Below are 26,765 nucleotides of genomic sequence, written 5' to 3' on the forward strand. Positions count from 1 at the left end.
TTGATGCCGGGGGCATCAATGACGTGCCCACGCGGAAGTGCGCATCACGTTGGCGCGCTTAGCACCACATCACACGTCCATTCGAAACGTATGCGGATGATCCGCGCTAACGTGTCGGGTTTGATGTTTTCATCGCCGCGTTCGACAGCCAGCGCGGCGCACGCATCCGCGTGGGCACGGAGTGCCCACCGTACGGGATACCGCAACGCCAGGATTTACGCCCGCGCCATCACTTCTTTACGCTGCGCCACCACCACCCTGCGCGACGCGCGCTTGCGCCACCAGATGATCACCCCGGTCACGCTCAGCATGGCCACGACCACGCCCATGAAGGAAATCAGGATCCGCCCCGGCAGCCCGAGGATGCGGCCCGAGTGCAGCGGGAACTGGGCCTGCACGAAAATGTCCGCCGCCGTGCCCTTCCACGGCTGGCGCTCGCCCAGCAGCGCCCCGTTCACGCCGTCGTAGTACAGCAGCGCCGGCCCCACGCCGCCGGTGCCGTGGTCGCCGCCCGGCTGGAAGAAGCTGACCATGTAGATGCCGTACTCCTGCGAATAATAAATGCCGCCGACCGGGTCTTCCCAGCCGCGCCGCGCACCTTCTACATTCGCCCCTTTCACCGCCTCGGCCATCGGCACCTTCGGTTCGATCAGGTGCTGCTTGTCGGCCATGCTGCGGGTGTCGAAAGGCGTCGGCGTCACCTGCGACACCTTGCTCATCACCGGATAGAAAATCTCCTGGTAGAGGTTCAGCGAAAAGGCGGTGAAGGCCAGGATGAACAGCAGCACCCAGGTCCAGAGGCTGAATGCGCGGTGCAGGTCGAAGTTCAGTTTCGACGAACCGCCCTTCCAGCGCACCTTCCAGGCCGGCTGCCAGCGCTGCCACCAGGATTTACCGCTCGGCTCCAGCTTGTTGTGCAAGGCCGCCGTCGCCACCGCCGCCTGGCGCTTGCGTACCGGCAGGGTGAGGTAGAAGCCGACAAAACTGTCCACCATCCAGACGATGGCGATCGCGCCCATCAGCCAGATGCCCCAGCGGTCGATGCCCCACATCTCGGGAATGTGCAGCGTGTAGTGCAGGCGGTAGAGAAAGGAAACGAAGGTCTCCTTGGTGATCGGCCACACCGCGCCCCACTCGCGCTTGCCCAGCTCCGCGCCCGTCACCGGGTCGACGAAGACCTGGTTGAAGCCCGGCCGGGTCAGTTCGCCGGTCTTCGCGTCGTAGCGCGGCGACACGCCCAGCGCCAGCGACTCCCCTGCTTCCACGTGCAGCGGAATGTAGGAGACGCGGATGTCCGGGTAGCGCGCCTCGACCTGTTGCGCCAGCAGCAGCGCGTCCTGGGGCTTGCCCGGGGTGTGCGCCTCCATCAGGTGCGGGTTGAGCAGGTCGTCGAGCTCGTGGTCCCAGGAGATGATGGCGCCGGTGACGCCGCTCAGGAACAGGAAGGCGGCCGTGAGCAGGCCGAGATAACGGTGGACCAGGGTCCAGGATGCGCGCATGTCGGCCTCTCTCTGTCGAACCGGTTAGAAGCGGTAGCGCACGGTCAGCGAAGCGCTGCGCGGTGCGCGGTAGTTGACGCCGCCGTAGGCCGCGAACATGCCGAAGTAGGTCTTGTCGGTCACGTTGTCGAGGTTCAGCTGGGCCGACAGCTGCGGGCTGAATTCGTAGCGCGCCATCAAATTGACCAGGGCGAAGTCCTTCTGCTCGATGATGCCGTTCGTGGTCGGCGGCGCCAGCGGGTCGACGGTCCAGGTGCGGCCTTCCCAGTTCACGCCGCCGCCGATCGTCAGCTTGTCCCAGGCGCCCGGCAGGCGGTAGGTGGTGAACACGCGCAGCAGGCGGCGCGGGTAGATGCTGTTGAAGTCGTTGCCGTCGGCATCCTTGGCGCGGAACTGGGTATAGCCGGCGGTGGCGTTCCAGCCCGGCGCCAGGCGGCCGCTCAAATCGAACTCGAAGCCGCGGCTCTTGGCGCCGGCCACGGCGCGGTAATAGGTTTCCGGCGCGTTCGGGCCGGCGCCGTCGCGGTCGACCAGGCCCGCTTCCTGACCCAGGCCATCCTGCTTGATCTGGAACACGGCCAGCGAGGCGTTCAGGCGCTTCTCGAAGAACTCGCCCTTGATGCCGGCCTCGATGTTCTTGCCGACCACCGGGTCGAGCAGGTTGCCGGCCAGGTCGCGCCGGTTCTGCGGCTGGAAGATGTCGGTGTAGCTGGCGTAGGCCGAGTAGTTGGAGTTGATGTCGAAGACCAGGCCGGCGTACGGCGTGACTTCGTGGTCGTGCTTGACCGTGTAGGCGGCCGTCCACAAGCCGACGCCGTTCTTTTCGTAGTCGGTGACGCGCGCGCCGATGATCAGCTTGAGCGGGTCGGCCAGGTTCAGGCGGGTGACGCCGTACAGCGCCTGCTGCTCGGTCTTGCTGCGCTCGTAGAAGGTCAGCTCGCCCCAGGTCGGCTCCGGATACGCGGTCGGGTTCCAGTTGTTGAAGTCGGTGACCGTCGAGCTCACGCCGCCGAAGTCGGCCGCGCGGTTGTCCGAGGTGAATTCCTGCTTCATGCGCATGTAGCCGAACGAGGCTTCGTGGGTGCGCCCGGCGACGTCGAAGCTGCCGCTCAGGTGCAGGCCGATGTCGTTCTGCTTCGTGCGGGTGTGGTACGAACCCGAGAAGTCGCTCATGCCGGCGCCGGTAACGCGGTCCGGCATGCCCGACAGGTAGAGCAGGTAGGAGTCGCCGCGGCGCTCGCCGTGGTTGTAGTTGGCGCGCACCTTCCAGCCATTCTCGAACGTGTGGGTCAGGTCGAGGAAGCCGTTGTCGTAGGTCGACGGCAGCGCGGTCCAGTCGGCGGCGGTGGTCTTGCTGCGGTCCCAGTTGGTCAGGGTGCCGTCGGTGTACCAGTACGGCAGGCTGCCCCACATCGGGCCGCGCGCGTTCAGGTCCTGGTGGCTGTAGCCGGCCTGCAGCAGGGTTTTCGGCGACAAATCGGCCGAGATGGTGGCGTAGAGCGTGTGGTTACGGTTCTTCAGGGAGTCGATCCAGCTGTCGCCGTCGGTGTATTCGCCGACGAAGCGCGCACGCACGCTGCCGCTTTCGTTGAGCGGGGTCGAGACGTCGCCCAGCACGCGTTTTTCGTGCCAGCGGCCGATGCCGCCTTCCACCCAGCCCGTGACTTCCTTGCTGTCGGCGTGCTTGCGCACCAGGTTGATCGCTGCCGACGGGTTGCCGGCGCCGGTCATCAGGCCGGTGGCGCCGCGCACCACGTCCACGCGCTCGTAGGTCGCCAGGCTGCTCGAGACTTCGCCGGCGCTCCAGGCCTGCTCGTAGGTGGTCGGGATGCCGTCGATCTGCAGGTTGTCGATGTCGAAGCCGCGCGAGGTGAAGCCGGCGCGGTTGGTTTCGTAGGCGTTGACCGAGACGCCGGTGACGTTGTCGACGATGTCGGTGACCGAAGTCATCAGCTGGTCTTCGATGCGCTGCAGCGTCACCACCGAGATCGACTGCGGCGTTTCGCGCAGCGACAAGTCGAGCGGCGTGGCCGAGGTCTGCGACGGGGTGCTGTAGGAGCCAGCCGTCGGGACCTTTTGCGAACGGATCTGCACTTGCTGGATGGGTTGGCCGGCCTGGTCGGGTGAAGGCTCGTCGGCTTCGGCATGCGCGAGCAGCGGCAGGGCCAGGGCGACCGACAGCGCGATCCGGTTCAGTTTATAAAGCCCACGTGCGTGCACATGCATTTCCATCAGAGACCTCGGGTTAGTAGCAGAAAAAAGAACGATAGGCGGTCATGCGCAGGACCATTCACATGGAAACGCAGCGATTGCACACCGTAATGAGAACGTGAATGATAACGATTCTCATTGCAAAGTCAATGCGCGCGCCTGAGAAAAATGCAATATGGGTCGATTGATCAATGTAAATTTTGGTGAACGTGGTCTTTACGCTAGCGCAAACATCCGGTCGGCGCCGATGTGACGGCGGGCGCGCACTGTGCCACCATGGCCTCAACTTCGGCTGGAAACCGACCATGGCGCGACTTCGACGCTCTTCCCGCGGGGCTTCCCGCTCCCGCCTGCCCCGCTCGGGGCAAACCTTGCCGCAGCCCGAAGGCGCACCGTTTGCCGTCGGCGTGGCGCTGCTGCGGGTAGCCGAGCCGACCAATTCCGCAGACTATTACGCCGCCATCGTCGACGGCCTGAACGACAGCGCGCGCCGCTACCGGGTCGACACGCCGCTCCGCATCGCCCACTTCCTGGCCCAGATCGGGCACGAAAGCAGCTTCCGCGCGACCGAGGAAAACGGCCGCTATGCGGCGGTGCGCATGCGCCAGGTGTTCGGCTGCAAGGGCGGGCAGGCGCAGTACGACCGTGCACTCGACGAATGCCGCCTTGGGCCGGACGGCCAGCCGGCGCGCCTGCGCCCCAAGCTGTGGACCGAGGCCGATTTCTATGCAGGCAATGCCGAGCATCTGCTCAGCTACGTGTATGCCGACCGCCTCGGCAACGGCAGCGAAGCCTCGGGCGACGGCTACCGCTACCGCGGGCGCGGCCTGATCCAGCTGACCGGGCGCGACAACTACGCCGCCTTCACGGCCGCCCACAATGCGCGCGATGCGAACGACCCACAGGATTTTGTCGCGGAACCCGACCTGCTCGTGACCGAACTCAAATACGCCATCGAATCGGCTTTCCACTACTGGGAGGCGCGTAAAGTCAATGCGGTGGCCGACACCGACGACCTGGAAGCGGTCACCCGCGCCGTCAACGGCGGCCTGAACGGATTGAGCGACCGGGGAGCGCGCCTTGCGAATATCAAGAAAGCATTGGGGATCTGAATGGCTGGCGGCGCTGGGCTGCTGGCTGGTGTTGCCGGCCTGGGGGCAAGCGCAGGTGCAGGTGCAGGCGCAGGCGCCGGCGTCGCTGTGCAGTGCCGGCGAGCATGTGGTGTTCGCCTGCGCCATGGAGGGAAAGACGGTGTCGCTGTGCCGCTCTCCCCTTCCCGGGAACGGCTTGCAGTACCGTTTCGGCTTGCCGAATCGTCTTGAGCTGGAATACCCGGCGCCCGGGCAGCGCGCGCAGCCGGTGTTCAAGGTGCGCAATGAGCCGCTGATCGGCGGCGGGCTTACCTCGGTCGCCTTCCAGCGCAGCGGCTACACCTATACCGTCTACAGCCGGGTCGGGCGTGCGCCGGATGGGGTAACGCCGGCGTTCGATGATGGGCTTACCGTCGAGCGGCGTGGGAAGACACTCAGGCATGCGCGCTGCGAGGATGGAGGTGCGGGCTTTCTGGAACCACCCACATCGCTGGTGAAATAAAATTTCACTAATCCAGATTTCGTGAAATTTTATTTCATGCCCGCTTCGTTCGGGGGATGCGCCGGGGAACCGTGCGCTGGACGCGTGGGCGGCGCATACGGCGCGCGTGCGCTGCCCGACGGGTGGAGCCGGCCACCCTACATTCCCGGCCCCCCACCGCCGGGGCCGCCGCCGAAGCCGCCTGGGGGCATGCCGCCCGGTGGCGGGCGCCAGCCTTCGCCCGGGGGGCCGTCCTGCCGGCGGTTTGCCTGTACGCCGCCGAAGCGGTAGGACAGGCCGACGAATACCACCGGGCCGTCGAAGCGGCGCACCGAATATTCCTTCAGCGTGGCCGAATCGGTCACGGTTTCCGTCTTCTGCGAGCTGAAGATGTCGTTGGCGTTCACCACCAGCGTCAGGCTCTGGCTCAGGTTGCGGCGGTAGCTGAGGTTGGCGGTGGCGCTCGGTTCGCGGTAGCCATAGCCGGTCAGGGTCTTGCCCTGGGCGTTGAACATCAGTTGCAGCTGGTCGAGCGGGGTCAGCTGGTAGTTCAGGCGGCCGCGCACGTTCACCGAGGTGGCGCTGCGCTTGGACTCGTTGCCGAGCAAATCGATCTGCTGCTGCTCGGCCAGGAAGACGTTGCCGCTGGTGTTCACCGACAATTTCGGCGTGAGCTTGCCGCTGAGCGTGAATTCCAGGCCGCCGGAGCGGTTGCTGCCGCCGTTTTCCAGCGTCGTCAGGATCACCGTGTCGCTCACCGCCACCTGGCGGCTGCGGATGGTGTCGCGCTCGTTGCGGTAATAGGCGCGCACGTTGGCATCCAGCACGCCGGCCTTGGTTTCGTAGCCGATCTCGAATGAATCGGTCTGCACCGGCTTCAGGTAGGGGTTGCCGCTGGACTCGTTGAATTCGTCGCGGTAGACCACGAAGGGGTTCAGCTCGCCCGCGCCCGGACGGCGGATGCGGTGCGCGTACGAGAAGCGCAAATTCGTCTTCTCGCCCAGTTTATAGGTGGCAAAGGCGCTCGGCATCCAGTTCAGGTAACTGTTGCTGGCGTCGATGCGGCTGGTCACCTGCTTCAGGTCCATGTCGGTGTGCTCGGCGCGCAGGCCCAGCTGGGCGCCCCAGCGCTCGTTCACCTTCCACTGGTAGGAACCGTACAGCGCCGTGTTCCGTTCGTCGATCTCGAAGGCGTTCGTGCGGCGGTCGTTGATGCTTTGCGCGTTGCTGCCCAGGTCGAAATCGTAGTAGCGGGTATCGAACTCGCTCTGGTTGTCGGCGATCTTGTAGCCGACCTTCACGATAGCGCCGCTCTCGAGCGGCAGCTCGTAGTCGCCGGTGTAGTCGATGATGCGCGTGGAATTGTCGACGTCCTGCAAATTGCGGCTGTCGGCCGCGCGCGGCGGCGTGACGGTATAGGTGTTGGCGTAGTCGGTTTCGCTGTCGTTGTCGGTGGTCGACACGCGCAGGTCCATCTTGAACAGCTCGCCCAGCTTCTCGCCCTTGTGGTCCCAGCGCAGGCTGCCCATGTTGTTGCGGCTGTCGCCGTTGCGGCGCGTGCTGCGCGCGTAGTCGCTGGTCGTGTTGCCGGCCGCGTCGAACACGCTGTAGTGGTCCAGGCCCTGCTGGTCGTTGTTGCGCTTCATGAGGCCGAGGCCGGCTTCCAGCGTATCGTCCTGGCTCAGGTTATAGGTCACCTGGCCGCGCAGGCCGACGCTGTCGTTCAGGCCGTTGCTGGTCGACTCCTGCGTGTTGCGCTGGCTGGCTCCCGTGACCGGGTCGATGCGCTCGCGCTCGCTTTCATAGGTCGAATCGCGGCCGTCCTTGCGCATGTTGATGCCGCCCTGGAAGCCCCACAGGCCGGAATTGTAGGCGCCGTTCAGCGAAGCATTGTGGCGCCCGGCCGTGCCCGCGTTGGCATTTGCCGCGCCGAAGCCGCCCGGACGGCGGTTGCGCTTCATGACCAGGTTCAGGATCGGCCCGCCGCCGCCTTCGTTGCCGAATTCCGCGCCGGGGTTGTTGATCACCTCGACCGAGTCGATGTCCTCGGCCGGCATGGCCTGCAGCGCCGAGCCGCGGTTCTCGCCCTGCAGCATGGCCGAAGGCTTGCCGTCGACCAGGATCTGGACGTTGGTGCTGCCGCGCAGCGACACGGTGCCGTCCGGATCGACCGCCACCGAAGGCACGTTGCCGAGCGCATCGGCAGCGCTGCCGTTCGAGGCATTCACGTCGGATTTGACGTCGTAGACCTGGCGGTCGATGCGGTTGTTCTGGCGCTCGCCGACCACGTTGACGGACTGGATAGTCTGGGGTGCGGCATCCGCTGCGGCAGCGGGCGCGGCGATAGTGCTGACAGCGGCTTGCGGCGCGGCGCTTGCGGTCGCCGGCGCGGTAGCGGACGTGGGAGCCGGCGCGGCCGTCGCCGGCGCAGCCTGGGCGCCGGCGGTGCTTTGCGCCAGCGCCGGCTGCATCGCGCCGAATTCGCACACGGCCAGGACAACTGCGAGGTACAGGGCCTGCCTGCGTGGCGTGGCGCCGGCGGCGCCTGGCTGGATGCGGGCCTGCTTGGAACGGTTTCGTTGGACCATCGGTGAATGCTTTATTGACGTTGAAGTGGCATCGCTCGCCACGCGCTCGATTAAGCGAGCTCGGCAGGCTGAAAGCCTCCATTGTAAAACCTCGCATCGCGCCTGCACCGTCGTGAGGCGTAAAGAAGCGTAAATGGATGTAACAGCCTGCTGCCGGGCGCGGCGCTGCCGCGTCAGCGCTTGTCCGCTGCCGCGCCGCGGCGGCCCCGGCGTACCCGGCGCCAAATCAGGTAGAGGACGGCGCCGGCCAGGACGAAAGGAATCGTCGAGGCAACGAAGGTGATCAGGGCGGCGACGCCCTGCAGCAGGTCGCCACCGAAGTCGTCCAGCGCCTGGCCGACCTTGCTGGCCTGGCCAGCCCGGGCATGTTCGTGCATGGCCACCGTCAGCAGCTCGGTGTCCACCTGCCTGCGCAGTTGTGCCTGGGAAGTGGCCGCGTTGTCGATCTCGCTCTGCACCTCGGCCAGCTCGCGGTGCAGCTTGATCAGGGCTTCGGGATCGAGCGCGCGCTGGCGGGCCAGGGTCTGCAGCTGGTCGCGGTAGGCGGTCAGCATGCCCATCTTGCGCTCGGCGTCCTGGATCGGCTCGGCCAGGTCCTTGCCGATGCTCGACTGCGTAATCACCTTGCCGCGCCCGTTCAGCGACTTCAATACCCGATTGACGCCCTCGGGAACGATGCGCATGCGCACGGTCGCGCCCGGTTCGGCGCCGGCGCGGATGCTCGCTTCCAGCAGTGTGCAGCCCTGTTCCGGCAAGGCCGCGCACGACTGCTGCACGGCCTCGTAGACCTGCCGCGTGTGGCCCACCGGCACCTCGAACTCGACCGCATGCTCATAGGCGACGCGCGGCGCGCGCTTGTGATCGACGCTGACTTCCGCCATTGCCGGCGCAGCGTTTCCTGCACTGCCGGGCTGGCCCTTGCAGCCGGCAAACAAGGCCGCAAGGGCCAGCAAGACCATCCATCGCCGCATCATCGTTCCTTCACCATGGTTCACGCCCTGTCGCTGCAGAGCCTGTCCAGTGTACGGGTACCTTGCTTTTCCAGCAAGCAAGTACCCCGCCGGTGCTTCATTGCTGCTGAAGAGAACGCCATCCCTCGGGCACCAGGCCGCAAAAAGCGGCGATCCTGTCGACCGTTTCCCCGACCATGTAGCCACTCAGTCCCGCGCCGAAGCGGAAGGCGCCGCTGTCGGTATCGATTTCGATCGGTCCCGGATACATGCCGAGTGCATCCCATTTGCCTTCGGCCGACCAGGCCTGCGGCGTGGGCAGCGCGCGCACCGAGCGGATGCTATTGGCCGCCACCACGAGCATGCCATCGGGAACGTCGCCTCCTTTGTAGATGCAGAGCGCATCGCGGAACACGAAGCTGCGGTACAGCATGGCCAGCACCAGCAAACACATCACGGCCAGCACTACCAGCGGCAGCCAGGACACGTCGTCCGGCGCCCGGCGCAGGTTCCTGAACGTGGCAGGCAGCAGGAACAGCAGCAGGAAAGCGCCCACCAGCACTGGCAACATCCGCTTCTGGGTCGGACAGACGATGCGCAGCACCGCGTCGCCGGCCGGCGGGTGTTCATTGACTGTTGCTGAAGGCAGGTCCGGCATCGCGACTCCTGGTGTGGAAACGGATGAGTATATCGCCAACTCTGCCGGCAATTGCCGGGCATTACCGGCCGCAGCTGGCGCATAATGGCCTTTTGCAAGCGGAGGACACATGCCTGCCCAGCTCGACACCAGCGTCATCGACTCCTGGCACCGGAATACCGATCCCTGGGTCGCGGCGATACGCAATGGCGAAATCGAAAGCCGCACCCTGGTCACGAATGCGGCTATCGTCGACACGGTGCGTGCCCATGCACCGCAAACCGCCGTCGATCTCGGCTGCGGCGAAGGCTGGCTGGTGCGGGCGCTGCCGGAAGTGAGGATGATCGGCGTGGATGCGATCGCCGGCCTGGTGGAGGCGGCGCAGGCGGCCGGCGGCGGGGAATTCCGCTGCCTGTCCTACGAGCAGATCGCACAGGGCGAACTGCAGCTGGCCGCCGATCTCGCGGTCTGCAATTTTTCGCTGATCGGAAAAGAAGCGGTCGAAGGCCTGTTCGTCGCGGCGCCCTCCTTCCTGCGCCGCGGCGGGCACCTGGTGGTGCAGACCGTGCATCCGCTGCTGGCCTGCGGCGAGCAGGCGTATGCCGATGGCTGGCGCGAGGGCAGCTGGGCCGGTTTCAACAGCGGTTTCCAGGATGCGCCGCCCTGGTATTTCCGCACCCTCTCAAACTGGATCGCGCTCTTTGAAAACAATGGCCTGCGTATCCGGGAAATGCGCGAACCGCTGCATCCGCAAAGCGGCAAGCCGGCGTCGCTGATCCTCGTCGGCCAGCTGCCGGAATAATCAGGCGAACTTCAGACGACGAATTTCAGGCTAACTTCAGGCCAGTTTCAGCCAGCCGCGCCGGCGGAAGTACCACAGCGGCGCAATCGCGCTGGCGATCATCATGCCGATGGCGAAGGGATAGCCATAGGTCCAGTCCAGCTCCGGGAACCATTTATGAAAGTTCATCCCGTAGATGCTGGCGATCAGGGTCGGCGGCAGGAAAGCCACCGAGGCCACCGAGAAGATCTTGATGATCTTGTTCTGGTTAATGTTAATGAAGCCGACGGTGGCATCCATCAGGAAGTTCACCTTGTCGAACAGGAAGGACGTGTGGCCATCCAGCGATTCGATGTCGCGCAAGATCTGGCGCGCATCGTCGAATTGTTCGGCATTCAGCAAACGCCCGCGCATCAGGAAACTCACCGCGCGGCGCGTATCCATCATGTTGCGGCGGATGCGGCCATTCAAGTCTTCCTCGTGGGCGATGGCATTCAGCGCGGCAGCCGCGTCCTGGTCGGTGAATTCCTTTTGCAGCACGCGCTGGCTGACTTCTTCCAGGCTTTCGTAGATGCCCTCGAGCGCATCGGCCGAGTATTCGGCATCGGTCGCGTACAAGTCGAGCAGCACGTCCATGTAGTCGCCGATTGAACCAGGGCGCGAACGCGCGCGCATGCGCACCAGGCGAAATACCGGCAAATCGTCCGAGTGCATCGAGAACAGCATCTTGCCCGACAGGATAAAGGCGACGGTGACCACGCGCGAGGGGCCGTCTTCTTCCTCGAGCAGGAAGTCGGTGCGCAGGTGCAGGTCGCCGTTTTCGGCTTCGTAATAACGGGCCGAGGCCTCGATGTCCGACACTTCGTCTTCGCCCGGCAGCGAGACGCCGTAGATGGCCTTGACCCAGGCACGCTCGTCGTCGTCCGGATCGGTGAGATCGACCCAGACAGGCGTGGCATTCTCCAGGTCCGCGCGCGACGCGATCGGGACCTGGTTCAGACGGCCATTTTGTAGGACAAATACGTTGATCATGCGCGCTTTCTCGGCCGGAATCAAAACTGACGCAAGTGTACTCGTTCACCCCGTGCGCGGCCACCCCGAAACAACGGTTTTGCCCCGTCTTCGGCGTTTTTTCAACGAATTAAATGTTGGATTCAGGGCAACTCTGCCGCACCCATCCGGCGCTGGATCAGGCTGGTCCTCTTGACCAGGTAATTGGTGCTGCGGTGGCGGTCGTAATAGCGGGGATTCGGTAACATTACTGCCAGGCGCGCGGCCTGGGCCGGGGCGAGATTGGCCGCCGGGGTGCGGAAGTAATAGCGCGCCGCCGCTTCCGCGCCGAACACGCCGCGGCCGAATTCGACCACGTTCAAATACACTTCCAGGATACGGCGCTTGCTCATCACCGACTCCAGCATGAAGGCGATGATCATTTCCTGGCCCTTGCGCAGATAGCTGCGCGAACCCGACAGGAACAGGTTTTTCGCCAGCTGCTGGGTAATCGTCGAACCGCCGCCGACCACCTTGTGCTTGCGGTTGTTGCGGTTATAGGCGCGCTCCAGCGCCTCGAAATCCACGCCCGGGTGATCGGCGAAATTCGCGTCTTCGGACGCCACCACCGCGCGTTTCAGGTTATTCGAAATGCGGTCGTAGGGCACCCATTGGTGTTTCAGTTCCGCATTCGGATTCTTTTCGCGCAATTCCGAGAGTTGCTGGCGCATGAAACTGGTCGAGCCTGGATTAAACCAGACGAACCAGCACACTTGCACGAAGAAATACAGTTGCAGCAGGATGAAAGCCAGGATCGGGCCGAGGAAAATCCATTTGATCCAGCGGCGTGGTTTCGACGCGCCCGACGCGCCGCCCGCATTGCCTTTTTTCGCCATCGTTTGAATTATGTTCTGAGTGTGGTCAGGAGTTCGCGCGTGTCCGGACGTACGCCGCGCCAGATCGTGAATGCTTCGGCGGCCTGTTCGACCAGCATGCCGAAGCCGTCGCGCGTGGCGGCGCCCTGTTTTGCGGCGAATACCATGAAAGGCGTCGGCGCATCGCCGTACATCATGTCCAGCGCCAGCGTCTCCTTCGTAAAAGCCGATGCCGGGACCGGCGGCATTTCCTGCGCCAGGCTGGCCGAGGTGGCGTTCACCACGATGTCGAAGCTGCCTTCGATTGCACCGAAGCCGACGGCCTTGACCTGCGTGACCTGGTCCTGGAAGTCGGCCACCAGGGCGTCGGCGGTTTTCCGGGTACGGTTGGCCACCACGATGGCGGCCGGTCCCTGCTGCAGGAAAGGCAGCATCACGCCGCGCGCCGCGCCGCCCGCACCCAGCAGCAGGATGCGCTTGCCGGCCAGCGCCACGCCGGCATTGCGCACGATGTCGGCCACCAGGCCGGGGCCGTCGGTGTTGTCGCCGACGATCTCGCCGTCGATGAAGCTCAGGGTATTCACGGCGCCGGCGGCGCGCGCCCGCTCTTCCAGGCGCGTGGCCAGGGCGGCTGCTTCCAGCTTGAAGGGCACGGTGACGTTCGCACCCTTGTAGCCCTTCCCGATCAGGTCGCGCACGACGTCGGCAAAGGCGTCGAGCGGCGCCAGGCGGCGGCCGTAGTCGATGTGCTGCCCGGTCTGCGCGGCAAAGGCGGCGTGGATCTGCGGCGACTTGCTGTGCGCGACCGGGTTGCCGATCACGCAATATTTATCGGGAGGGGTGTCCATCATGACTGCTCCTGCAATTCGGCCTTCATTTTTTCCTCGCGGGTGAAGGTAAAGCGGGTGATCACGATCCACAAGTCATCCTTGCCGACCGAGCGCATATTCTGGGGGAAGCTGCCGAAGGGCGCGGCGCGGCGCACGATTTCGAGCGCCGCCTTGTCCAGCGCCGGGTTGCCGGAACTGCGCTCGACGCGCGGGCCGCCCTCCTTCTGGTACAGGCTGCCGTCCTGGTAGACGGGAATCGACACCACCAGCTCGCCGTACAGCTTGCGCCCGTTCTGCTGGGGGAAGTTCAGCGTGCCGATCTCCTCCACGCGCTTCTGCATTGCCTTGTAGTACAGCGCGTAGCCTACCTGGCGCGTGCTCGGCGAAATGTGGGTGCGCTTCGGGCGGCGGTTCTGGTCTTCGATGGTCTGCGTGATCTCGGCCGTCATGCGCGCGATCTGGCGCGTGGTGTCGATTTCGTCCTGGCCGGTGCGGGTGGGGTCGGGCTTGTCCTTGTCGCGCACCGGGGCGGCGTTGAAGTCCGACGTTTTCACGCGCGTGAGCACGTTTTGCTGGAGCTGTTCGAGCTCGGCGATACGGCGCTGCAGGGCCTTGATGCTGTCGCCGTTGTCGATGCGGCGCAGGTCGGGCAGCGGCGACCTGGCGCGGCCGCTGTCGGCCGTGCCGCCGCCTTCCAGGTTGGCCTGGGCCAGGGCATCGGCTTTCGCCGGGGCGTTGGCGTGCCGGGCGTTGACGAGGATGACTTCCAGGCCGGGATCGGCCGGCTGCATGCGGAACACTTCGGGCGCGGCAAAACGGATCGCCAGCAAGAGCGCATGCGCGGCCACCGAAGCGGCCAGGGCGATCATCAAGGGATGGTTTTCTCGGGAATACTTCACGCGTGCGCGCCGGACGGCAGTTGAATCTGGGAATCCAAGCATTCTACAGCGGAGGAAGTCGCTGCGGGCGGTTGGTGGCCGCGGGGCAACAGTTGAGTGCTCGGAACCTCAAGCGTACGGTGGGCACGCCGTGCCCACGCGGTTACGGGCGCCTCCAGTTGGCTACGTGCTGCGGCTATCCAACACGTGGCCTGGGCAGAATGGCACTGCTACTTCGGGTTTCGACGTGCTCGAATAATCTGTTCTTGCGGTCTCGATTTTTTATATGGCGCAAGATGATGTGGGGCCGCGTGGTTGCCGCTTCATCACCGCGTGGGCACGAGTGCCCACCCTACCAAAGCGACGCCAATAAAGCCGTTACGGTTTCTTTGGGCAATCCAGCTTCAGTGCGGCGCCATCTTTCTCGGCGAAATATTCGACGCATTCCGCTCCGTCCCGGTAGATCGTGCGCATGCCGAACGAGGACGCGTAATCGGCCTCGTTGAAGCTCACCGAGCCATCGTGATCGAGGTCGATGGCGTCATACGCCAGCGGCGAGCGGTACACCATCCAGGCGAACACGGCCCAATAGGCCAGCACGATCACGGGTGTCACGATGACGATGGTGCGTATCGACCTGCTGCTCATGATGGAATGGTGTCCGCCCCTGAAGGATTATTGCGCGCCGGCAGCCGGCGCGGCGTCGTCGGTGCTGACGGCGGCCACGGCGCCTTCGGCTTCGACCACTTCTTCCACCGCAGCCTCGCCGGTATCGCCAACCTCACCAACCGCGCCATCGCCCTCTTCCTCATCGAAGGCCAGCTCCTCGCTCGGCGCGGCCTGCGCCACTTCGAGCAGGCGCGCTTCCAGCGACAAATCGACTTCATCCCAGCGCACGATGTCGAGTTTCACTTGCGCGCCGCGCGCCACCGGCGGCATGCCCGGCAGGCGGATCACCAGCGGCACCTCGGTCAGGCGCAGCACGTCTTCCTTCAGCACGACAGCCTCGGTCTGCTTCACCTGCTCCTGGCCCAGCCAGCGCAGGCACCAGTAGCGTTCCATGGTCTGCTGGAAATCGTTGTAGGCCGAATAAGCCGCATCGAAGGCCGAGACGATCGAGAACAGGGTCGCGTCGCGCGGCTTGAACGGGGCGACCAGAGGCGCGGTCACGCCGTGCTCGGCGCAGGCGATGATTTGCCACTGGTTGACCAGGTCGGTGTAGCGGCGCAGGGGCGAGGTGCTCCAGGCATATTGATCCACGCCCAGGCCCTGGTGCGGCGCGGCATGCGTGACCATGCGCACCTGCATCTTGGCGGCCCAACCGGCGCCGCTGCCGGCGCCCTGCGAACGGTAGATGCCCGGCACGCCCGAGTCGTGCAGCAGCTTGCCCCAGGTGCTGTTGGCAAAGATCATCAGCTCGGCGACGATCTTGTCGAGCGGCGCGCCACGCTTGCGGCGCACGATCGAGACCACGTCGTCTTCCACATAGAAATTGAAGTCGACGCGGTTCGCCTGCTCCGGCTTCAGGCCGAATGCTTCGCGTTTTAGCATGCGGCCCGCTTCCAGTTTCAATGCCCACTTCCACAGCAGCGCCAGTTCCGCCTTGTGCGGATACTCGCCGGCGCCGCTTTCCAGCGTTTCTTCGTTGACCAGCTCGTCCAGATCATTGTGGCGCAGGTTGTTTTTAATAGGCACCAGTTCGGCACGGGTCGTGGTCGACACCGTCGACCAGTCGGCCGGGTTCAGCGTCGCGTACAGCGACAGTGCCGGGCAGGTATTGCCCTCGGCCAGGGTAAAGGCGTTCACCACTTCGTCCGGCAGCATGGTGATCTTGTCGCCCGGCATGTACACGGTGGACATGCGGCTGCGTGCGATCTTGTCGATCTCGTCGTCCGGCTTGATGGCAAGACCCGGCGCGGCGATGTGGATACCGACGCGCACGTTGCCGTCTTCCAGCTGCTCGACCGAGAAGGCATCGTCGATCTCGGTGGTGGTGAAGTCGTCGATCGAGAAGGCGGCCACGTTCGCCGTCGGCAGGCCGGCAGGCGCACTCGGCACGGGCACGGCCGGGAAACCGGCGCCGCGCGGGAAGTTCTCGAACAGGAAGCGGCCCATGTGCAGCTCTTTCGGCGAGGCGATGCCGCCGGCTTTCAGCATCAGGCGCGGGGCCGAAGTCTGCAGTTCGCTGGCGGCCGTTTCCATGGCCTTGTATTCGATGGTGTTGCGGTCCGGCTTGAACAGCAGCTGGTGCACCATGGGCTGCAGCGCGGCCGGCAATTTGCCCGCCTTCAGTTCCTCGACGTAGCCGGCCTGGATCAGGGCCTGCTGCTTTTTCTTTTCGATGCCGGCCTGGGCCGCGCGCAGCGATTGCTCGGGCGCCGCCTTGTAGCGGCCACGGCCCTTTTTATAGAAGTAGATCGGCGCATTGTGCAGGGCCAGCACCAGGCCGGCGGCCTCGGCCGGCAGCGGCGCATGGCCGAAGTACTCGGCGCCGAGCTCGGCAAAGCCGAACTCTTCCTGGCCAGCGACTTCCCACAGGAATTCCAGGTCGACGTCGGCGGCGATGCCCTTGGCAGCCTCGAGCAGCGACGCGGGGTCGGGTTTCTCGAACTGGAGCAGCACGTCCTTGGCCTTGACTTTGGATCGTTTGCCGCTCGACAGTTCTACCTGGTAAGCCTCGCCTGCCTGGGACAGCACCGAGCCGACCTTGAAGTCGCCCGATTCTTCAAAAAATACATTCATTGTTTATGTCGCAATCGTGTCGCGTTATTAAGAACCTATCTCAGTAGGTAAGAGTCGCTGCTGAGGCGCCTGGAAAGCGGGGGCGGCGTTACTCGTCGTTGCATGGCTCGCCATGCGGCCTCCTCGCGCCTTGCCCGCGCTTCCCAGCCATCGCCTACGCGCATGTCCTCATCAGCTTCCCCTTACCTACTGAGATAGGTTCTAAGTGTTGCGCCCAGATCGAGTACCGCCGGCAAGAATACCTCGGTGACCATCAGCAGGCCTTGATGGCGGCGATAGACACAGCGCCGCGCATAAAATTCGTTTCCCGTCACTGCGGTGCCGAGCGCAGACTGCATGCGCTCGAGCAGCGGGTGGCCCCTGCGCAAACGCGCAAATTCCAGTGGCCCGCGCACTACCAGCGGGTCGTAAAACAGGGTCGTGCCGAGCGAGCGTTCGCCCAGCGCCGAAAACAGCGGCCAGTCGCTGGCGCTGGCCGACATCGGCACCACCGTGTGGCCGAACACCGCCGGCGCACCGTCGCAGCACAGCAGGACCTCGCGTTCCCACACCCGCTCGCGGCGCGGCAAGCCGATTGGAGCCGCTTCCTCGGGCGAGCACAGCGCGGCATGCTGGTGCACACGCTTCACGCGGAAGGTCTCGCTACTTCTCACCAGGCGCGCGGTCAGCGAACCCTTGGTCGTCAGCCAGTCGCGCATCCCGGCCGGCGCCTGCAAGGCGCCCACGTGGCGATGCCATCTCGCCTGGCGCAGCGAAGCATTGCGCACTACTGCTTGCCTGCCTGCGACCAGTCGACATGCGGCTGGCAAAACGCCAGCACGGCGTCCACATACTGCGGGAATTCCGAAATCGCATGGTCGCTGCCGTCGATCACATGCTGGCGCGCGCCGGCGTAATGCGCCACCATGTCGCGGTAATCCAGCACTTCGTCGCCGGTTGCCGCGATCAGGAAATAGCGCTCGGGACGCGTGATCGTGGCAACCTTCAGCTCGGCCAGCTCGTCGATGTATTCGCGGCGGAATTCGAACGGTTCGTCCGAATGCCAGTTCGTGGTCACGCCGACGTGCTGCTCCAGGTTCTTCAAGGGGTCGACCGCCGGGTTCAGCAGCACGGCGGGCACACCCAGGCGCTCGGCCAGCCAGGTGGCGTAGAAGCCGCCCAGCGAGGAACCGACGATCGCCAGGTCTTGCGGCGCGTGGCGCTCGGCCAGCAGCAGGGCCAGTTCCATCGCCGCTTTCGGCGAGGCCGGCAGCTGCGGGCAGATCAGGTCGTTCGCGCGGCCGGCCGCCGCCATGCGCTCCTGCACCACGCGCGCCTTGAACGAGCGCGGCGAGGAGCGAAAGCCGTGCAAGTACAAAACGTGCGCGTAGGCGATCATTTGGCCAGCGCCTCGAGCAGCTTCTGGTGCACGCCGCCGAAGCCGCCGTTGCTCATCACCAGGATGTGGTCGCCCGGCTGGGCGGCCTGGATAATCGCCTGCACCATGTAGTCGATCTGGTCGAAGCTGTGGGCAATCGTGCCCAGCGGCTTCAGGGCGTCGGCCAGCGACCAGCCCAGCGCCTGCTGGCTGCCGAAGCCGAACACCAGGTCGGCATCCTTCAGGCTGCCCGGCAAGGCATCCTTCATGGCGCCCAGCTTCATCGTGTTCGAGCGCGGTTCCAGCACGGCCAGGATGCGGCCATTGGTACCGATGCGCTGGCGCAGGCCACCGACGGTGGTGGCGATCGCGGTCGGGTGGTGCGCGAAGTCATCGTACACGGTGACATCGTTCACCACGCCGCGCACTTCCATGCGGCGCTTGACGCTCTGGAAGCGCGACAGCGAATCGACCGCCTGCGCCACCGGCACGCCCACGTGGCGGGCGGCGGCAATCGCGGCCAGCGCGTTCGAGCGGTTGTGCTTGCCGGTCAGTTCCCAGTGGACCGTGCCCTGGTTCTCGCCATTGAACAGCACGTCGAAGCTGGCGCCGCCCGGATGCTCGACCATCGCCCAGTTCACGCCGTCCGAACCGCCGAAGGTTTCCTTGTCGCTCCAGCAGCCGCGCTTGATCACGCGCGCCAGCGAGGCTTCGTCGCCGTTCACGACCAGGCGGCCGATGCCCGGCACGGTGCGCACCAGATGGTGGAACTGGGTTTCGATGGCGCCGATGTCGGGGAAGATGTCGGCGTGGTCGAATTCCAGGTTGTTCAGCACGGCGGTTTTCGCATGGTAGTGCACGAACTTGGAACGCTTGTCGAAGAAGGCGGTGTCGTATTCGTCGGCCTCGATCACGAAGAAGTCGGAATCGGCTTCGCCTGACAGGCGCGCCGAAATGCCGAAGTTCATCGGCACGCCGCCGATCAGGAAGCCCGGCGAATAGCCCGCGTCTTCCAGGATCCAGGCCAGCATCGACGAGGTCGTGGTCTTGCCGTGGGTACCGGCCACGGCCAGCACCCATTTATTACGCAAAATGTGTTCGCCAATCCACTGCGGGCCAGACATATACGGCAAGCCGCGGTTCAGGATTTCCTCGATCAGCGGGTTCCCGCGCGTCATCACGTTGCCGACCACGTACAGGTCCGGCTCCAGCGACACCTGCTCCGGCCCGTAACCCTGGATCAGTTCGATGCCCTGGGCTTCGAGCTGGGTGCTCATCGGGGGATAGACGTTGGCGTCGCAACCGGTAACGCGGTGGCCGGCCTCCTTGGCCAGCACCGCCAGGCCACCCATGAAGGTGCCGCAAATGCCGAGGATATGAATGTGCATGGTCGTGGGTATGAAAGCGAATACAGGATTCTAACCGACGCGATGCCATTTTTCGTTCAAGAGTATGATCGTCCTCATGATGCCAAGCCAGAACAATGACCTATTCCAGCTGCGCCTGGAGATTGCCGCCACAGCGGCGCGCATGATCGCCCAGGACGGCGCCGATTACGCCACTGCCCGCCGCAAGGCCGCAAGGCAAGTGCTGGGCGTGGACCAGCCGGCCCCGAACCTGATGCCCGACAACCTGCAGATCGAGGACGAGGTGCGCAAGTACCAGGCCTTGTTCGGCGGCAGTGCGCAGGCCGAGCGCCTGCTGCATCTGCGCCAGACGGCCCTGCAGGTCATGGACGCGCTGGCCGCGTTCAATCCTTATCTCACCGGCGCGGTGCTGAACGGCACCGCCGGCGAGCACGACGACATCCATTTGCAATTGTTTGCCGACAGCGCCAAGGAAGTCGAGATCTTCCTGCTGGGCCGCAATGTGAATATCGATATCTCGGAAACGCCCCACTTCAAGGGCGCACGCCACGATCCGGTTGAAACGGTGAGCTTCCTGTGGCATAAGGAAGCCGTCCACGCTGAGCTGTATGAATTTCATGACTTGCGTGGCGCACTCAAGCCGCGCGCCGATGGCCGCCTGCAGCGTGTCGACGCGGCCGGCCTGCGCGCCTTGATGACGACCGACCAATCTCTGGAACAGGACGAATGAATAAAAAGAAGTTGGCAGCACTCGCGGCCGTGGCCGTGGTCTTCGGCGCGCTTGGCGCTTTCCTCGGGTACAAGACCCAGCCGCAACCGGCGGCGCCCGCATCGTCACCAATGACGACCGCCATGGCCCCGACCGGCGGTGCGGCCCACACGGCCTCCACTAATCTATATGCGCAATCGCTGAACGACCTGAACGGCCAGCCGCAGTCGCTGGAAAAATGGAAGGGCAAGCCGGTGCTGGTGAACTTCTGGGCCACCTGGTGCGGCCCCTGCGTGCAGGAAATGCCGGAACTGTCGGCACTGGCGAACGAAGAAAACGGCAAACGGTATAACGTGATCGGCATCGGCATCGATTCGCCTTCGGCCATGAGCGAGTTCGCCGCCAAGCACAAGATTCAGTATCCGCTGTACGTGGGCGGCATGGGCGGCACGGAACTGTCGCGCGGCTTCGGCAATGCGCAGGGCGGCCTGCCCTTCACGGTGCTGATCGGCGCCGACGGGCAGGTGAAAAAGACTTACCTGGGCAAGCTCAAGTTCGACGAGCTGAAGGCGGACCTGGCGGCACTGTAAGGCGGCACTGCGGGGCTGGCGAACGGTCGTTCTATTCCGAACGCCGCCCAAGTCACCCTTATCCGCATAGAATTTTATTGCTTGCCAATACCCCTTGTTGGCGGCAAAATGCGTCACTTTCGAGCATAGACTCTACAAAAACATGGCGAAAAAGCTACTGCTGCTCAACGGTCCCAACCTGAATCTACTGGGGACCCGGGAGCCTGCGGTGTACGGCGCGGCAACGCTGGCCGACATCGAAAGCGCTGCAACGGCCCAGGCCGAAGCTGCGGGTGGATCGCTTTCCTGCTTTCAAAGCAACCACGAAGGTGCGCTGATCGACCGCATCCACGCTGCCCGTACCGAAGGCGTGGAAGCCATCGTCATCAATCCTGGCGGACTGACCCACACGAGCGTGGCCCTGCGCGATGCGCTGGCTGCGGTGGCGATTCCGTTTATTGAGGTACATATCTCAAATATTTACCAGCGTGAAGAATTCCGTCATTTCTCGTACCTGTCGGCGATCGCCCGCGGAACGATCAGCGGCCTGGGTGTGGACGGATATCGGTTTGCCATCGACTTTGCGCTTAAATAGCGTTAATCTACGCCAACTTCATGCATCATGCGCGGATGCGCCCTCTTTTTGGCGCTTCGCTTACTCTTAAAACACAAATAATTCCAAGGGGTTCTACATGGATCTTCGTAAACTCAAGACTTTGATCGACCTCGTCGCCGAATCGGACATCGCTGAACTCGAAGTGACCGAAGGCGAAAGCAAGGTCCGCATCGTCAAGTCGTCCGCAATGCCCCAAGGCCAGATGGTCATGATGCCGTCCGCTGGCGTGCAGCAGTTCTCGGCGCCGGCTGCCCCTGCCGCAGCGCCAGCCCCGGCCGCTCCGGCAGCACCTGCCGTTGCCGCCGAAACCGGTCACGTGGTCAAGTCGCCGATGGTCGGCACCTTCTACCGTTCGTCGGCGCCAGGCGCACCGGCCTTCGTGGAAGTGGGCGCCAACATCAAGGAAGGCGATACCCTCTGCATCATCGAAGCGATGAAGCTCCTGAACGAAATCGACGCCGATGTCTCCGGCGTGGTGACCAAGATCCTGGTGGAAAATGGCCAGCCGGTCGAATTCGGCCAGCCGCTGTTCGTGATCGGCTAAGGTTAAACCGAGCCCCGCCGGCCGTGATGTCTACGCGGCCTCTTGATCCGAACCCAGGCCGGCGCCCGACGCCGGCTTCTCTCATCTACCCAAGCTAACCATGTTTGAAAAAATCCTCATCGCCAACCGTGGTGAAATCGCGCTGCGTATCCAGCGCGCCTGCCGCGAAATGGGCATCAAGACGGTGGTCGTTCACTCCGAGGCGGACAAGGACGCCAAGTACGTGAAGCTGGCCGACGAGTCCGTCTGCATCGGGCCGGCACAATCGTCGCTGAGCTACCTGAACATGCCGGCCATCATCAGCGCCGCCGAAGTGACCGACGCCGAAGCGATCCACCCCGGCTACGGCTTCCTGTCGGAAAACGCCGACTTTGCCGAGCGCGTGGAAAAATCGGGCTTCGTCTTCATCGGCCCGCGTTCCGATTCGATCCGTTTGATGGGCGACAAGGTCTCGGCCAAGCAGGCCATGATCCGCGCCGGCGTGCCTTGCGTGCCGGGCTCGGACGGCGCCCTGTCGGATGACCCGAAAGAGATCATCCAGACCGCGCGCAAGGTCGGTTACCCGGTCATCATCAAGGCGGCCGGTGGTGGCGGCGGCCGCGGCATGCGCGTCGTCCACACCGAAGCGGCCCTGCTGAACGCCGTGGCGATGACCAAGACCGAAGCCGGTACCGCCTTCGGCAATCCGGAAGTGTACATGGAGAAGTACCTGGAAAATCCGCGCCACGTGGAAATCCAGGTGCTGGCCGACGAACACAAGCAGGCCGTCTGGCTGGGCGAACGCGACTGCTCGATGCAGCGCCGCCACCAGAAGGTGATCGAGGAAGCACCGGCGCCGGGCATCCCGCGCAAGCTGATCGAAAAGATCGGCGACCGCTGCGCCGAAGCCTGCCGCAAGATCGGCTACCGCGGCGCCGGCACCTTCGAATTCCTGTACGAAAACGGCGAGTTCTATTTCATCGAGATGAACACCCGCGTGCAGGTGGAACACCCGGTCACCGAAATGATCACCGGCATCGACATCGTGCAGGAACAGATCCGCATCGCCTGCGGCGAAAAGCTGCGTTTCCGCCAGCGCGACATCATGCTGGCCGGCCACGCCATCGAATGCCGCATCAATGCCGAAGACCCGTTCAAATTCACGCCGTCGCCGGGCCGCATCACCGGCTGGCATCCGCCGGGCGGTCCTGGCATCCGTGTCGATTCGCACTCGTATGCGGGCTACTATGTGCCACCTCATTACGACTCGATGATCGGCAAGGTAATTTCCTACGGTGCTACCCGGGAGCAAGCCATCCGCCGCATGCAGATCGCGCTCTCTGAAATGGTGGTCGAGGGTATCCTCACCAACATCCAGCTGCACCGCGAACTGATGGTCGACGCGCGCTTCATCGAAGGCGGCACCAACATCCATTACCTCGAACAAAAGCTGGCAAACCGTCCCGACACGAAAGTGGTCGTGGCCCCAGAGAACAAGGCTGACGCATGAGCTGGACTGAAGTCGTCATCGAAATCGCCCGCGAGCACGCCGAAGCCCTGTCCGACGCGCTGATGGAAGCGGGCGCCCTGTCGGTGTCGGTGGAAGACGCCGACGAAGGCACCGACCAGGAAAATCCCCTGTTCGGCGAGCCGGGCATGGAACCGACCGAGACCGCCTGGGACCACAGCCGCGTGGTCGCCTTGACCGACACCGATGCGGACCAGGCTGCCATTGTGGCCGAAGCCGCTGCCGCGATCAAGCTGGCCGACGTGCCGGCGTTCACCACGCGCGACGTGGCGGACGCCGACTGGGTGCGCCTGACCCAATCGCAGTTCGAGCCTATCCACATCGGCAAGAACATCTGGGTCGTGCCGAGCTGGCACGAGGCGCCGAACCCGGACGCCCTGATCCTGGAACTCGATCCGGGCCTGGCCTTCGGCACCGGCAGCCATCCGACCACCCGCCTGTGCATGGAGTGGCTGGAAGCGCACCCGGCGCCGGGCCAGTCGGTGCTGGACTATGGCTGCGGCTCGGGTATCCTGGCGATGGTGGCCAAGAAGCTCGGTTCCGGCGACGTGGCCGGCGTCGACATCGATCCGCAAGCGATCGAGTCGGCCCGCGCCAACGCCGAGCGCAACAATTGCGAGATCGACTTCTACGTGCCGGACGAACTGGCCGTGGCGCCGAACGCGCGTCACGCCAGCGGCAAGTTCGACATCGTGGTGGCGAATATCCTGTCGAGCCCATTGAAGCTGATGGCGCCGATGCTGTCGGGCCGCGTGGCGCCCGGCGGTTCGCTGATCCTGTCGGGCGTGCTGGCGCGCCAGGCCGAGGAAGTGGCCGCCGCCTACGCACCTTTCATCAAGCTGGGCGTCTGGGCCGAGCAGGACGGCTGGGTTGCCTTGCACGGCACGCTCGGCCAGGACACGGTTCCGCCCGCGCGTTCCGCCACCGCCTAAGGAGAGGCCAGGCATGGCGCTCGCCACACAATGCCCCCACTGCGGCACCATGTTCCGGGTCGCCTCGGACCAGCTCAAACTACGTGGGGGCATCGTGCGCTGCGGCGCCTGCCAGGAAATCTTCGACGGCAGCGCCTCGCTGGTCGACCTCGATGCGCTGCCGCGTGCGCCGGCAGCGCCGACGCCGCCTGCCGTGGCCGACACGCCTGCGGCGCCCGGTATCTCCGCTGCACCTGAAACGCCGGCCGAAGCCGACGTTGCTGCCGTACCTGAAGCCTTGGCCGAAGCCGAGGCCGCTGCCGCTTCTGAAGCGCCAGCTGAAGCAGAAGCCACACCTGAGGCTCCGGCCGACGTGCTGGCTGAGGCCATGCCGGAACCCGAACCGGCCGAGCAGCCGGCAGCGGACACCGCAGCCGATCCCCTTTCCATTGCCGTTGTCGACGCAGAAGCGCCTGCCGCGCCTGCAGGCGACGCCGCACCGAACTTCGACGACCAGCCGGTCTACACGCTCGACTTCGGCCATACCTTCGGCCCGTTCGGCATCCTGCCCAAGGTCGCCGCGCCGGAAGAGGACGCCCCTGTCACACCCGAAGCGGAGGCCTTGTCGGCAGACGCGCCGATAGCGAAGGTGACGGTCGTCGAACCGCCTGCGCCAGCCGACGCCGAAGCGGCTGCGCAAGCCGATTCCGACAGCACCGCAGCGAGCGACACCACATCGGGCGACACCGCCCAGGTGCTCACGCCGCCGGCCTTTGCGCCGGCGACCGAGATCGCCTTCCCGCCCTCGGGCCGCATCGAGCCGACCTTTGGCCTGCCGGTGGACGAGGAAATCGTCGCCACCGCCCTGCCCGGCCACGAGGACGAGCACAGGCACGAACCAGCGGCGGCGGCCGCGGCGCCGGTGCGCGCCACCGATGCGCCGCCGATGCTGCCGCTGCGCGAAGCGGCGGGCGCCATCGTCCACGGTGCAGCGCCGGCCCCAAGCGCGCCGCCAGTGGCCCGTACGCCCTCGGCAAAGCGAGCCGAAAAGGCCGCCGCCCGCCGCTCGCGCCTGACCCCGACGAAAATCGACGCGCCGCCGAAAATCCGCGTGCCGGAAAGCGACGAACCCGAATTCGTGAAACGCAGCCGCCAGCAGGAACAAAGCGGACGCACGCGCAAGATCGCCATGCTGGCCGGCTCGATCGTGCTGCTGCTGCTCCTGTTTGCCCAGGGCGCCTTCACCTTCCGCAATGCGCTGGCCGCGCGCTACCCTGGCGCGAAGCCGGCGCTGGAGTCAAGCTGCGCCCTGTTCGGCTGCCGCGTCGAGCTGCCGGCCCAGGTCGACAACCTCGTCATCGACACCGGCGAACTGACCACCCTCGGCGGCAGCGCCTATGCGTTCACCACCCAGCTGCGCAACCAGGGCGCCGTGCCGCAGGCCTGGCCCAGCCTCGAGCTGTCGCTGACCGACGCCAACGACAAGCCGCTGGTGCGCCGCGTCTTCGCGCCGCGCGACTACCTGGCGGCAGGCACGCCGGCTGCGAACGGCCTGGCGCCGCGCGTCGAACAAGCGATTACGCTCCACTTCCGCGTGGACGACCTTCAACCATCCGGCTACCACATCGCCGTCTTTTATCCCTGAGCGAACATGACCCACCCTACCCTGATCTGCGGATCGCTGGCATTCGACAAGATCATGCAGTACCACGGCCGCTTCGGCGACACCCTGCTGGCCGACCAGCTGCACCGCGTGAACGTGTCCTTCCTGGTGCCGACCCTGCGCACCGAATACGGCGGCTGCTCGGCGAACATCGCCTACAACCTGAACATGCTGGGCGGCGACCCGCTGATCATGGCCACCATCGGCCAGGACGGCGCCGACTACCTCGAGCGCCTGCGTAACTTCGGCATCAAGACGCGTGCCATCAAGACCATCGGCGACGCCTACACCGCGCAGTGCTTCGTCACGGCCGACCAGGACAACAACCAGATCAACGCCTTCCACCCGGGCGCCATGCAGTTCTCGCACGAGAACAACGTGGCCGACTGCGGCCCGCTGCGCGTGGCGATCATCGCCCCGGACGGCCGCGACGGCATGCTGAAACACGCGCGCGACTGCGCCGCGCAAGGCATCCCCTTCATGTTCGACCCGGGCCAGCAGCTGCCGATGTTCAGCGGCGAAGAACTCTTGAGCTTCATCGACCAGGCCACCTACCTGGCGGCCAACGACTACGAATTCGAGATGATCGTCGACCGCACCGGCCTGACGCTGGAACAGATCGCCTCGCGCCTGGACGCCTTGGTCATTACCCGCGGCGAAAAGGGTTCCGAGATCTACGCCGGCGGCGAGCGCTACGACATCCCGGTAGTCCCGGCCGCCAGCATCGTCGACCCAACCGGTTGCGGCGACGCCTACCGCGCCGGCCTCCTGTACGGCATCGCCCAGGGCTACGACTGGAAAACCACCGGCCGCCTCGCCAGCCTGCTCGGCTCGATCAAGATCGGCCACCAGGGCGGCCAGAACCACAAATTCACCCCGAGCGAAATCGCCGACAAGTTCGAAGCCGCCTTCGGCTACCGCTTCAAGTAAAGGCGCGCTGGCCGCACACGCAGCCCGCGATACGGCCGC

Annotated in this window: 25 protein-coding genes; 11 read left to right on the forward strand and 14 right to left on the reverse strand. The window is 64.9% G+C overall.

Translation table 11 applies throughout. From position 1 onward, the window contains the following. Positions 1–215 precede the first annotated feature (215 nt). Both LK540_RS10835 and LK540_RS10840 read right to left on the reverse strand, forming a co-directional pair. Complete coding sequence (locus LK540_RS10835) at positions 216–1,499, reverse strand: PepSY domain-containing protein (RefSeq protein ID WP_229437307.1); 1,284 nt, start codon at positions 1,497–1,499, stop codon at positions 216–218. A 24-nt stretch (positions 1,500–1,523) separates the two neighbouring features. Then, the gene (locus LK540_RS10840) at positions 1,524–3,725 is read right to left on the reverse strand and encodes a TonB-dependent siderophore receptor (protein ID WP_229437484.1); all 2,202 of its coding nucleotides are present in this window, start codon (positions 3,723–3,725) and stop codon (positions 1,524–1,526) included. A 356-nt stretch (positions 3,726–4,081) separates the two neighbouring features. Here LK540_RS10840 and LK540_RS10845 point away from each other — a divergent pair, with 356 nt between their 5' ends. Continuing rightward, the gene (locus tag LK540_RS10845) at positions 4,082–4,822 is read left to right on the forward strand and encodes a hypothetical protein (protein WP_229437308.1); all 741 of its coding nucleotides are present in this window, start codon (positions 4,082–4,084) and stop codon (positions 4,820–4,822) included. After that, the gene (locus tag LK540_RS10850) at positions 4,791–5,303 is read left to right on the forward strand and encodes a hypothetical protein (RefSeq protein ID WP_229437309.1); all 513 of its coding nucleotides are present in this window, start codon (positions 4,791–4,793) and stop codon (positions 5,301–5,303) included. Before LK540_RS10845 ends, LK540_RS10850 begins: the two co-directional genes overlap by 32 nt. 137 nt (positions 5,304–5,440) lie before the next feature. On the opposite strand, the gene LK540_RS10855 is transcribed toward LK540_RS10850, so the two are convergent. The 3 genes from LK540_RS10855 to LK540_RS10865 form a co-directional block, all read right to left on the reverse strand. Beyond that, complete coding sequence (locus tag LK540_RS10855; protein ID WP_229437310.1) at positions 5,441–7,870, reverse strand: outer membrane beta-barrel family protein; 2,430 nt, start codon at positions 7,868–7,870, stop codon at positions 5,441–5,443. Between the two features lie 173 nt (positions 7,871–8,043). Further along, positions 8,044–8,844: a DUF4349 domain-containing protein gene (locus tag LK540_RS10860; protein ID WP_229437311.1), complete on the reverse strand. Its 801-nt coding sequence runs from the start codon at positions 8,842–8,844 to the stop codon at positions 8,044–8,046. A 94-nt stretch (positions 8,845–8,938) separates the two neighbouring features. Continuing rightward, positions 8,939–9,478, reverse strand: coding sequence for a hypothetical protein (locus LK540_RS10865; RefSeq protein WP_229437312.1), 540 nt, complete (start codon positions 9,476–9,478; stop codon positions 8,939–8,941). A gap of 109 nt (positions 9,479–9,587) precedes the next feature. On the opposite strand from LK540_RS10865, the gene LK540_RS10870 reads away from it, so the two are divergent. Then, a complete protein-coding gene (locus tag LK540_RS10870; protein WP_229437313.1) occupies positions 9,588–10,259 on the forward strand; it encodes a class I SAM-dependent methyltransferase in 672 nt (223 codons plus the stop codon). A gap of 36 nt (positions 10,260–10,295) precedes the next feature. Here LK540_RS10870 and corA read toward each other — a convergent pair whose 3' ends face one another. From corA to mpl, 9 genes are all read right to left on the reverse strand, one after another. Then, the gene (gene corA, locus LK540_RS10875; RefSeq protein WP_229437314.1) at positions 10,296–11,270 is read right to left on the reverse strand and encodes a magnesium/cobalt transporter CorA; all 975 of its coding nucleotides are present in this window, start codon (positions 11,268–11,270) and stop codon (positions 10,296–10,298) included. A 122-nt stretch (positions 11,271–11,392) separates the two neighbouring features. Further along, the gene (mtgA, locus tag LK540_RS10880; protein WP_229437315.1) at positions 11,393–12,124 is read right to left on the reverse strand and encodes a monofunctional biosynthetic peptidoglycan transglycosylase; all 732 of its coding nucleotides are present in this window, start codon (positions 12,122–12,124) and stop codon (positions 11,393–11,395) included. Between the two features lie 8 nt (positions 12,125–12,132). Next, positions 12,133–12,951, reverse strand: coding sequence for a shikimate dehydrogenase (gene aroE / locus LK540_RS10885; protein ID WP_229437485.1), 819 nt, complete (start codon positions 12,949–12,951; stop codon positions 12,133–12,135). Further along, positions 12,951–13,802, reverse strand: a complete 852-nt coding sequence (locus LK540_RS10890) for a TonB family protein (protein ID WP_229437486.1) — start codon at positions 13,800–13,802, stop codon at positions 12,951–12,953. The genes aroE and LK540_RS10890 overlap by 1 nt, the downstream gene beginning before the upstream one ends. 387 nt (positions 13,803–14,189) lie before the next feature. Continuing rightward, on the reverse strand, positions 14,190–14,459 hold the full coding sequence (locus LK540_RS10895) for a hypothetical protein (RefSeq protein ID WP_229437316.1): 270 nt from the start codon (positions 14,457–14,459) through the stop codon (positions 14,190–14,192). A gap of 27 nt (positions 14,460–14,486) precedes the next feature. Then, on the reverse strand, positions 14,487–16,553 hold the full coding sequence (locus LK540_RS10900) for a ribonuclease catalytic domain-containing protein (RefSeq protein WP_229437317.1): 2,067 nt from the start codon (positions 16,551–16,553) through the stop codon (positions 14,487–14,489). A 182-nt stretch (positions 16,554–16,735) separates the two neighbouring features. Next, the gene (locus LK540_RS10905; RefSeq protein WP_229437318.1) at positions 16,736–17,320 is read right to left on the reverse strand and encodes a chorismate lyase; all 585 of its coding nucleotides are present in this window, start codon (positions 17,318–17,320) and stop codon (positions 16,736–16,738) included. Beyond that, entirely contained in the window at positions 17,320–17,931 is a 612-nt protein-coding gene (locus tag LK540_RS10910) for a YqiA/YcfP family alpha/beta fold hydrolase (protein ID WP_229437319.1), read from the reverse strand. The genes LK540_RS10905 and LK540_RS10910 overlap by 1 nt, the downstream gene beginning before the upstream one ends. Continuing rightward, the gene (gene mpl, locus LK540_RS10915; RefSeq protein ID WP_267498754.1) at positions 17,928–19,298 is read right to left on the reverse strand and encodes a UDP-N-acetylmuramate:L-alanyl-gamma-D-glutamyl-meso-diaminopimelate ligase; all 1,371 of its coding nucleotides are present in this window, start codon (positions 19,296–19,298) and stop codon (positions 17,928–17,930) included. The genes LK540_RS10910 and mpl overlap by 4 nt, the downstream gene beginning before the upstream one ends. A 76-nt stretch (positions 19,299–19,374) precedes the next feature. Between mpl and LK540_RS10920 the strand changes: the two genes are divergently transcribed. The 8 genes from LK540_RS10920 to LK540_RS10955 all read left to right on the forward strand — a co-directional run bounded on the left by LK540_RS10920 (position 19,375) and on the right by LK540_RS10955 (position 26,726). Further along, the gene (locus LK540_RS10920) at positions 19,375–20,007 is read left to right on the forward strand and encodes a hypothetical protein (RefSeq protein ID WP_229437320.1); all 633 of its coding nucleotides are present in this window, start codon (positions 19,375–19,377) and stop codon (positions 20,005–20,007) included. Next, a complete protein-coding gene (locus LK540_RS10925) occupies positions 20,004–20,576 on the forward strand; it encodes a TlpA disulfide reductase family protein (RefSeq protein WP_229437321.1) in 573 nt (190 codons plus the stop codon). The genes LK540_RS10920 and LK540_RS10925 overlap by 4 nt, the downstream gene beginning before the upstream one ends. A 142-nt stretch (positions 20,577–20,718) precedes the next feature. Further along, on the forward strand, positions 20,719–21,150 hold the full coding sequence (gene aroQ, locus LK540_RS10930; RefSeq protein WP_229437322.1) for a type II 3-dehydroquinate dehydratase: 432 nt from the start codon (positions 20,719–20,721) through the stop codon (positions 21,148–21,150). 97 nt (positions 21,151–21,247) lie between these two features. Further along, positions 21,248–21,715, forward strand: coding sequence for an acetyl-CoA carboxylase biotin carboxyl carrier protein (gene accB / locus LK540_RS10935; protein WP_229437323.1), 468 nt, complete (start codon positions 21,248–21,250; stop codon positions 21,713–21,715). Positions 21,716–21,815: 100 nt separating this feature from the next. Continuing rightward, positions 21,816–23,204 (forward strand): acetyl-CoA carboxylase biotin carboxylase subunit, encoded by a 1,389-nt coding sequence (accC, locus tag LK540_RS10940; RefSeq protein ID WP_229437324.1) that lies wholly within the window; start codon positions 21,816–21,818, stop codon positions 23,202–23,204. Next, entirely contained in the window at positions 23,201–24,154 is a 954-nt protein-coding gene (prmA, locus tag LK540_RS10945; RefSeq protein ID WP_229437325.1) for a 50S ribosomal protein L11 methyltransferase, read from the forward strand. The genes accC and prmA overlap by 4 nt, the downstream gene beginning before the upstream one ends. Positions 24,155–24,167: 13 nt before the next feature. After that, positions 24,168–25,778: a zinc-ribbon and DUF3426 domain-containing protein gene (locus LK540_RS10950; RefSeq protein ID WP_229437326.1), complete on the forward strand. Its 1,611-nt coding sequence runs from the start codon at positions 24,168–24,170 to the stop codon at positions 25,776–25,778. Positions 25,779–25,784: 6 nt separating this feature from the next. After that, complete coding sequence (locus tag LK540_RS10955) at positions 25,785–26,726, forward strand: carbohydrate kinase family protein (RefSeq protein ID WP_229437327.1); 942 nt, start codon at positions 25,785–25,787, stop codon at positions 26,724–26,726. The last annotated feature ends 39 nt before the right edge of the window (positions 26,727–26,765 follow it).

The sequence above is a fragment of the Massilia sp. IC2-278 genome (genome assembly GCF_020708045.1).
Lineage (GTDB): Bacteria > Pseudomonadota > Gammaproteobacteria > Burkholderiales > Burkholderiaceae_D > Telluria.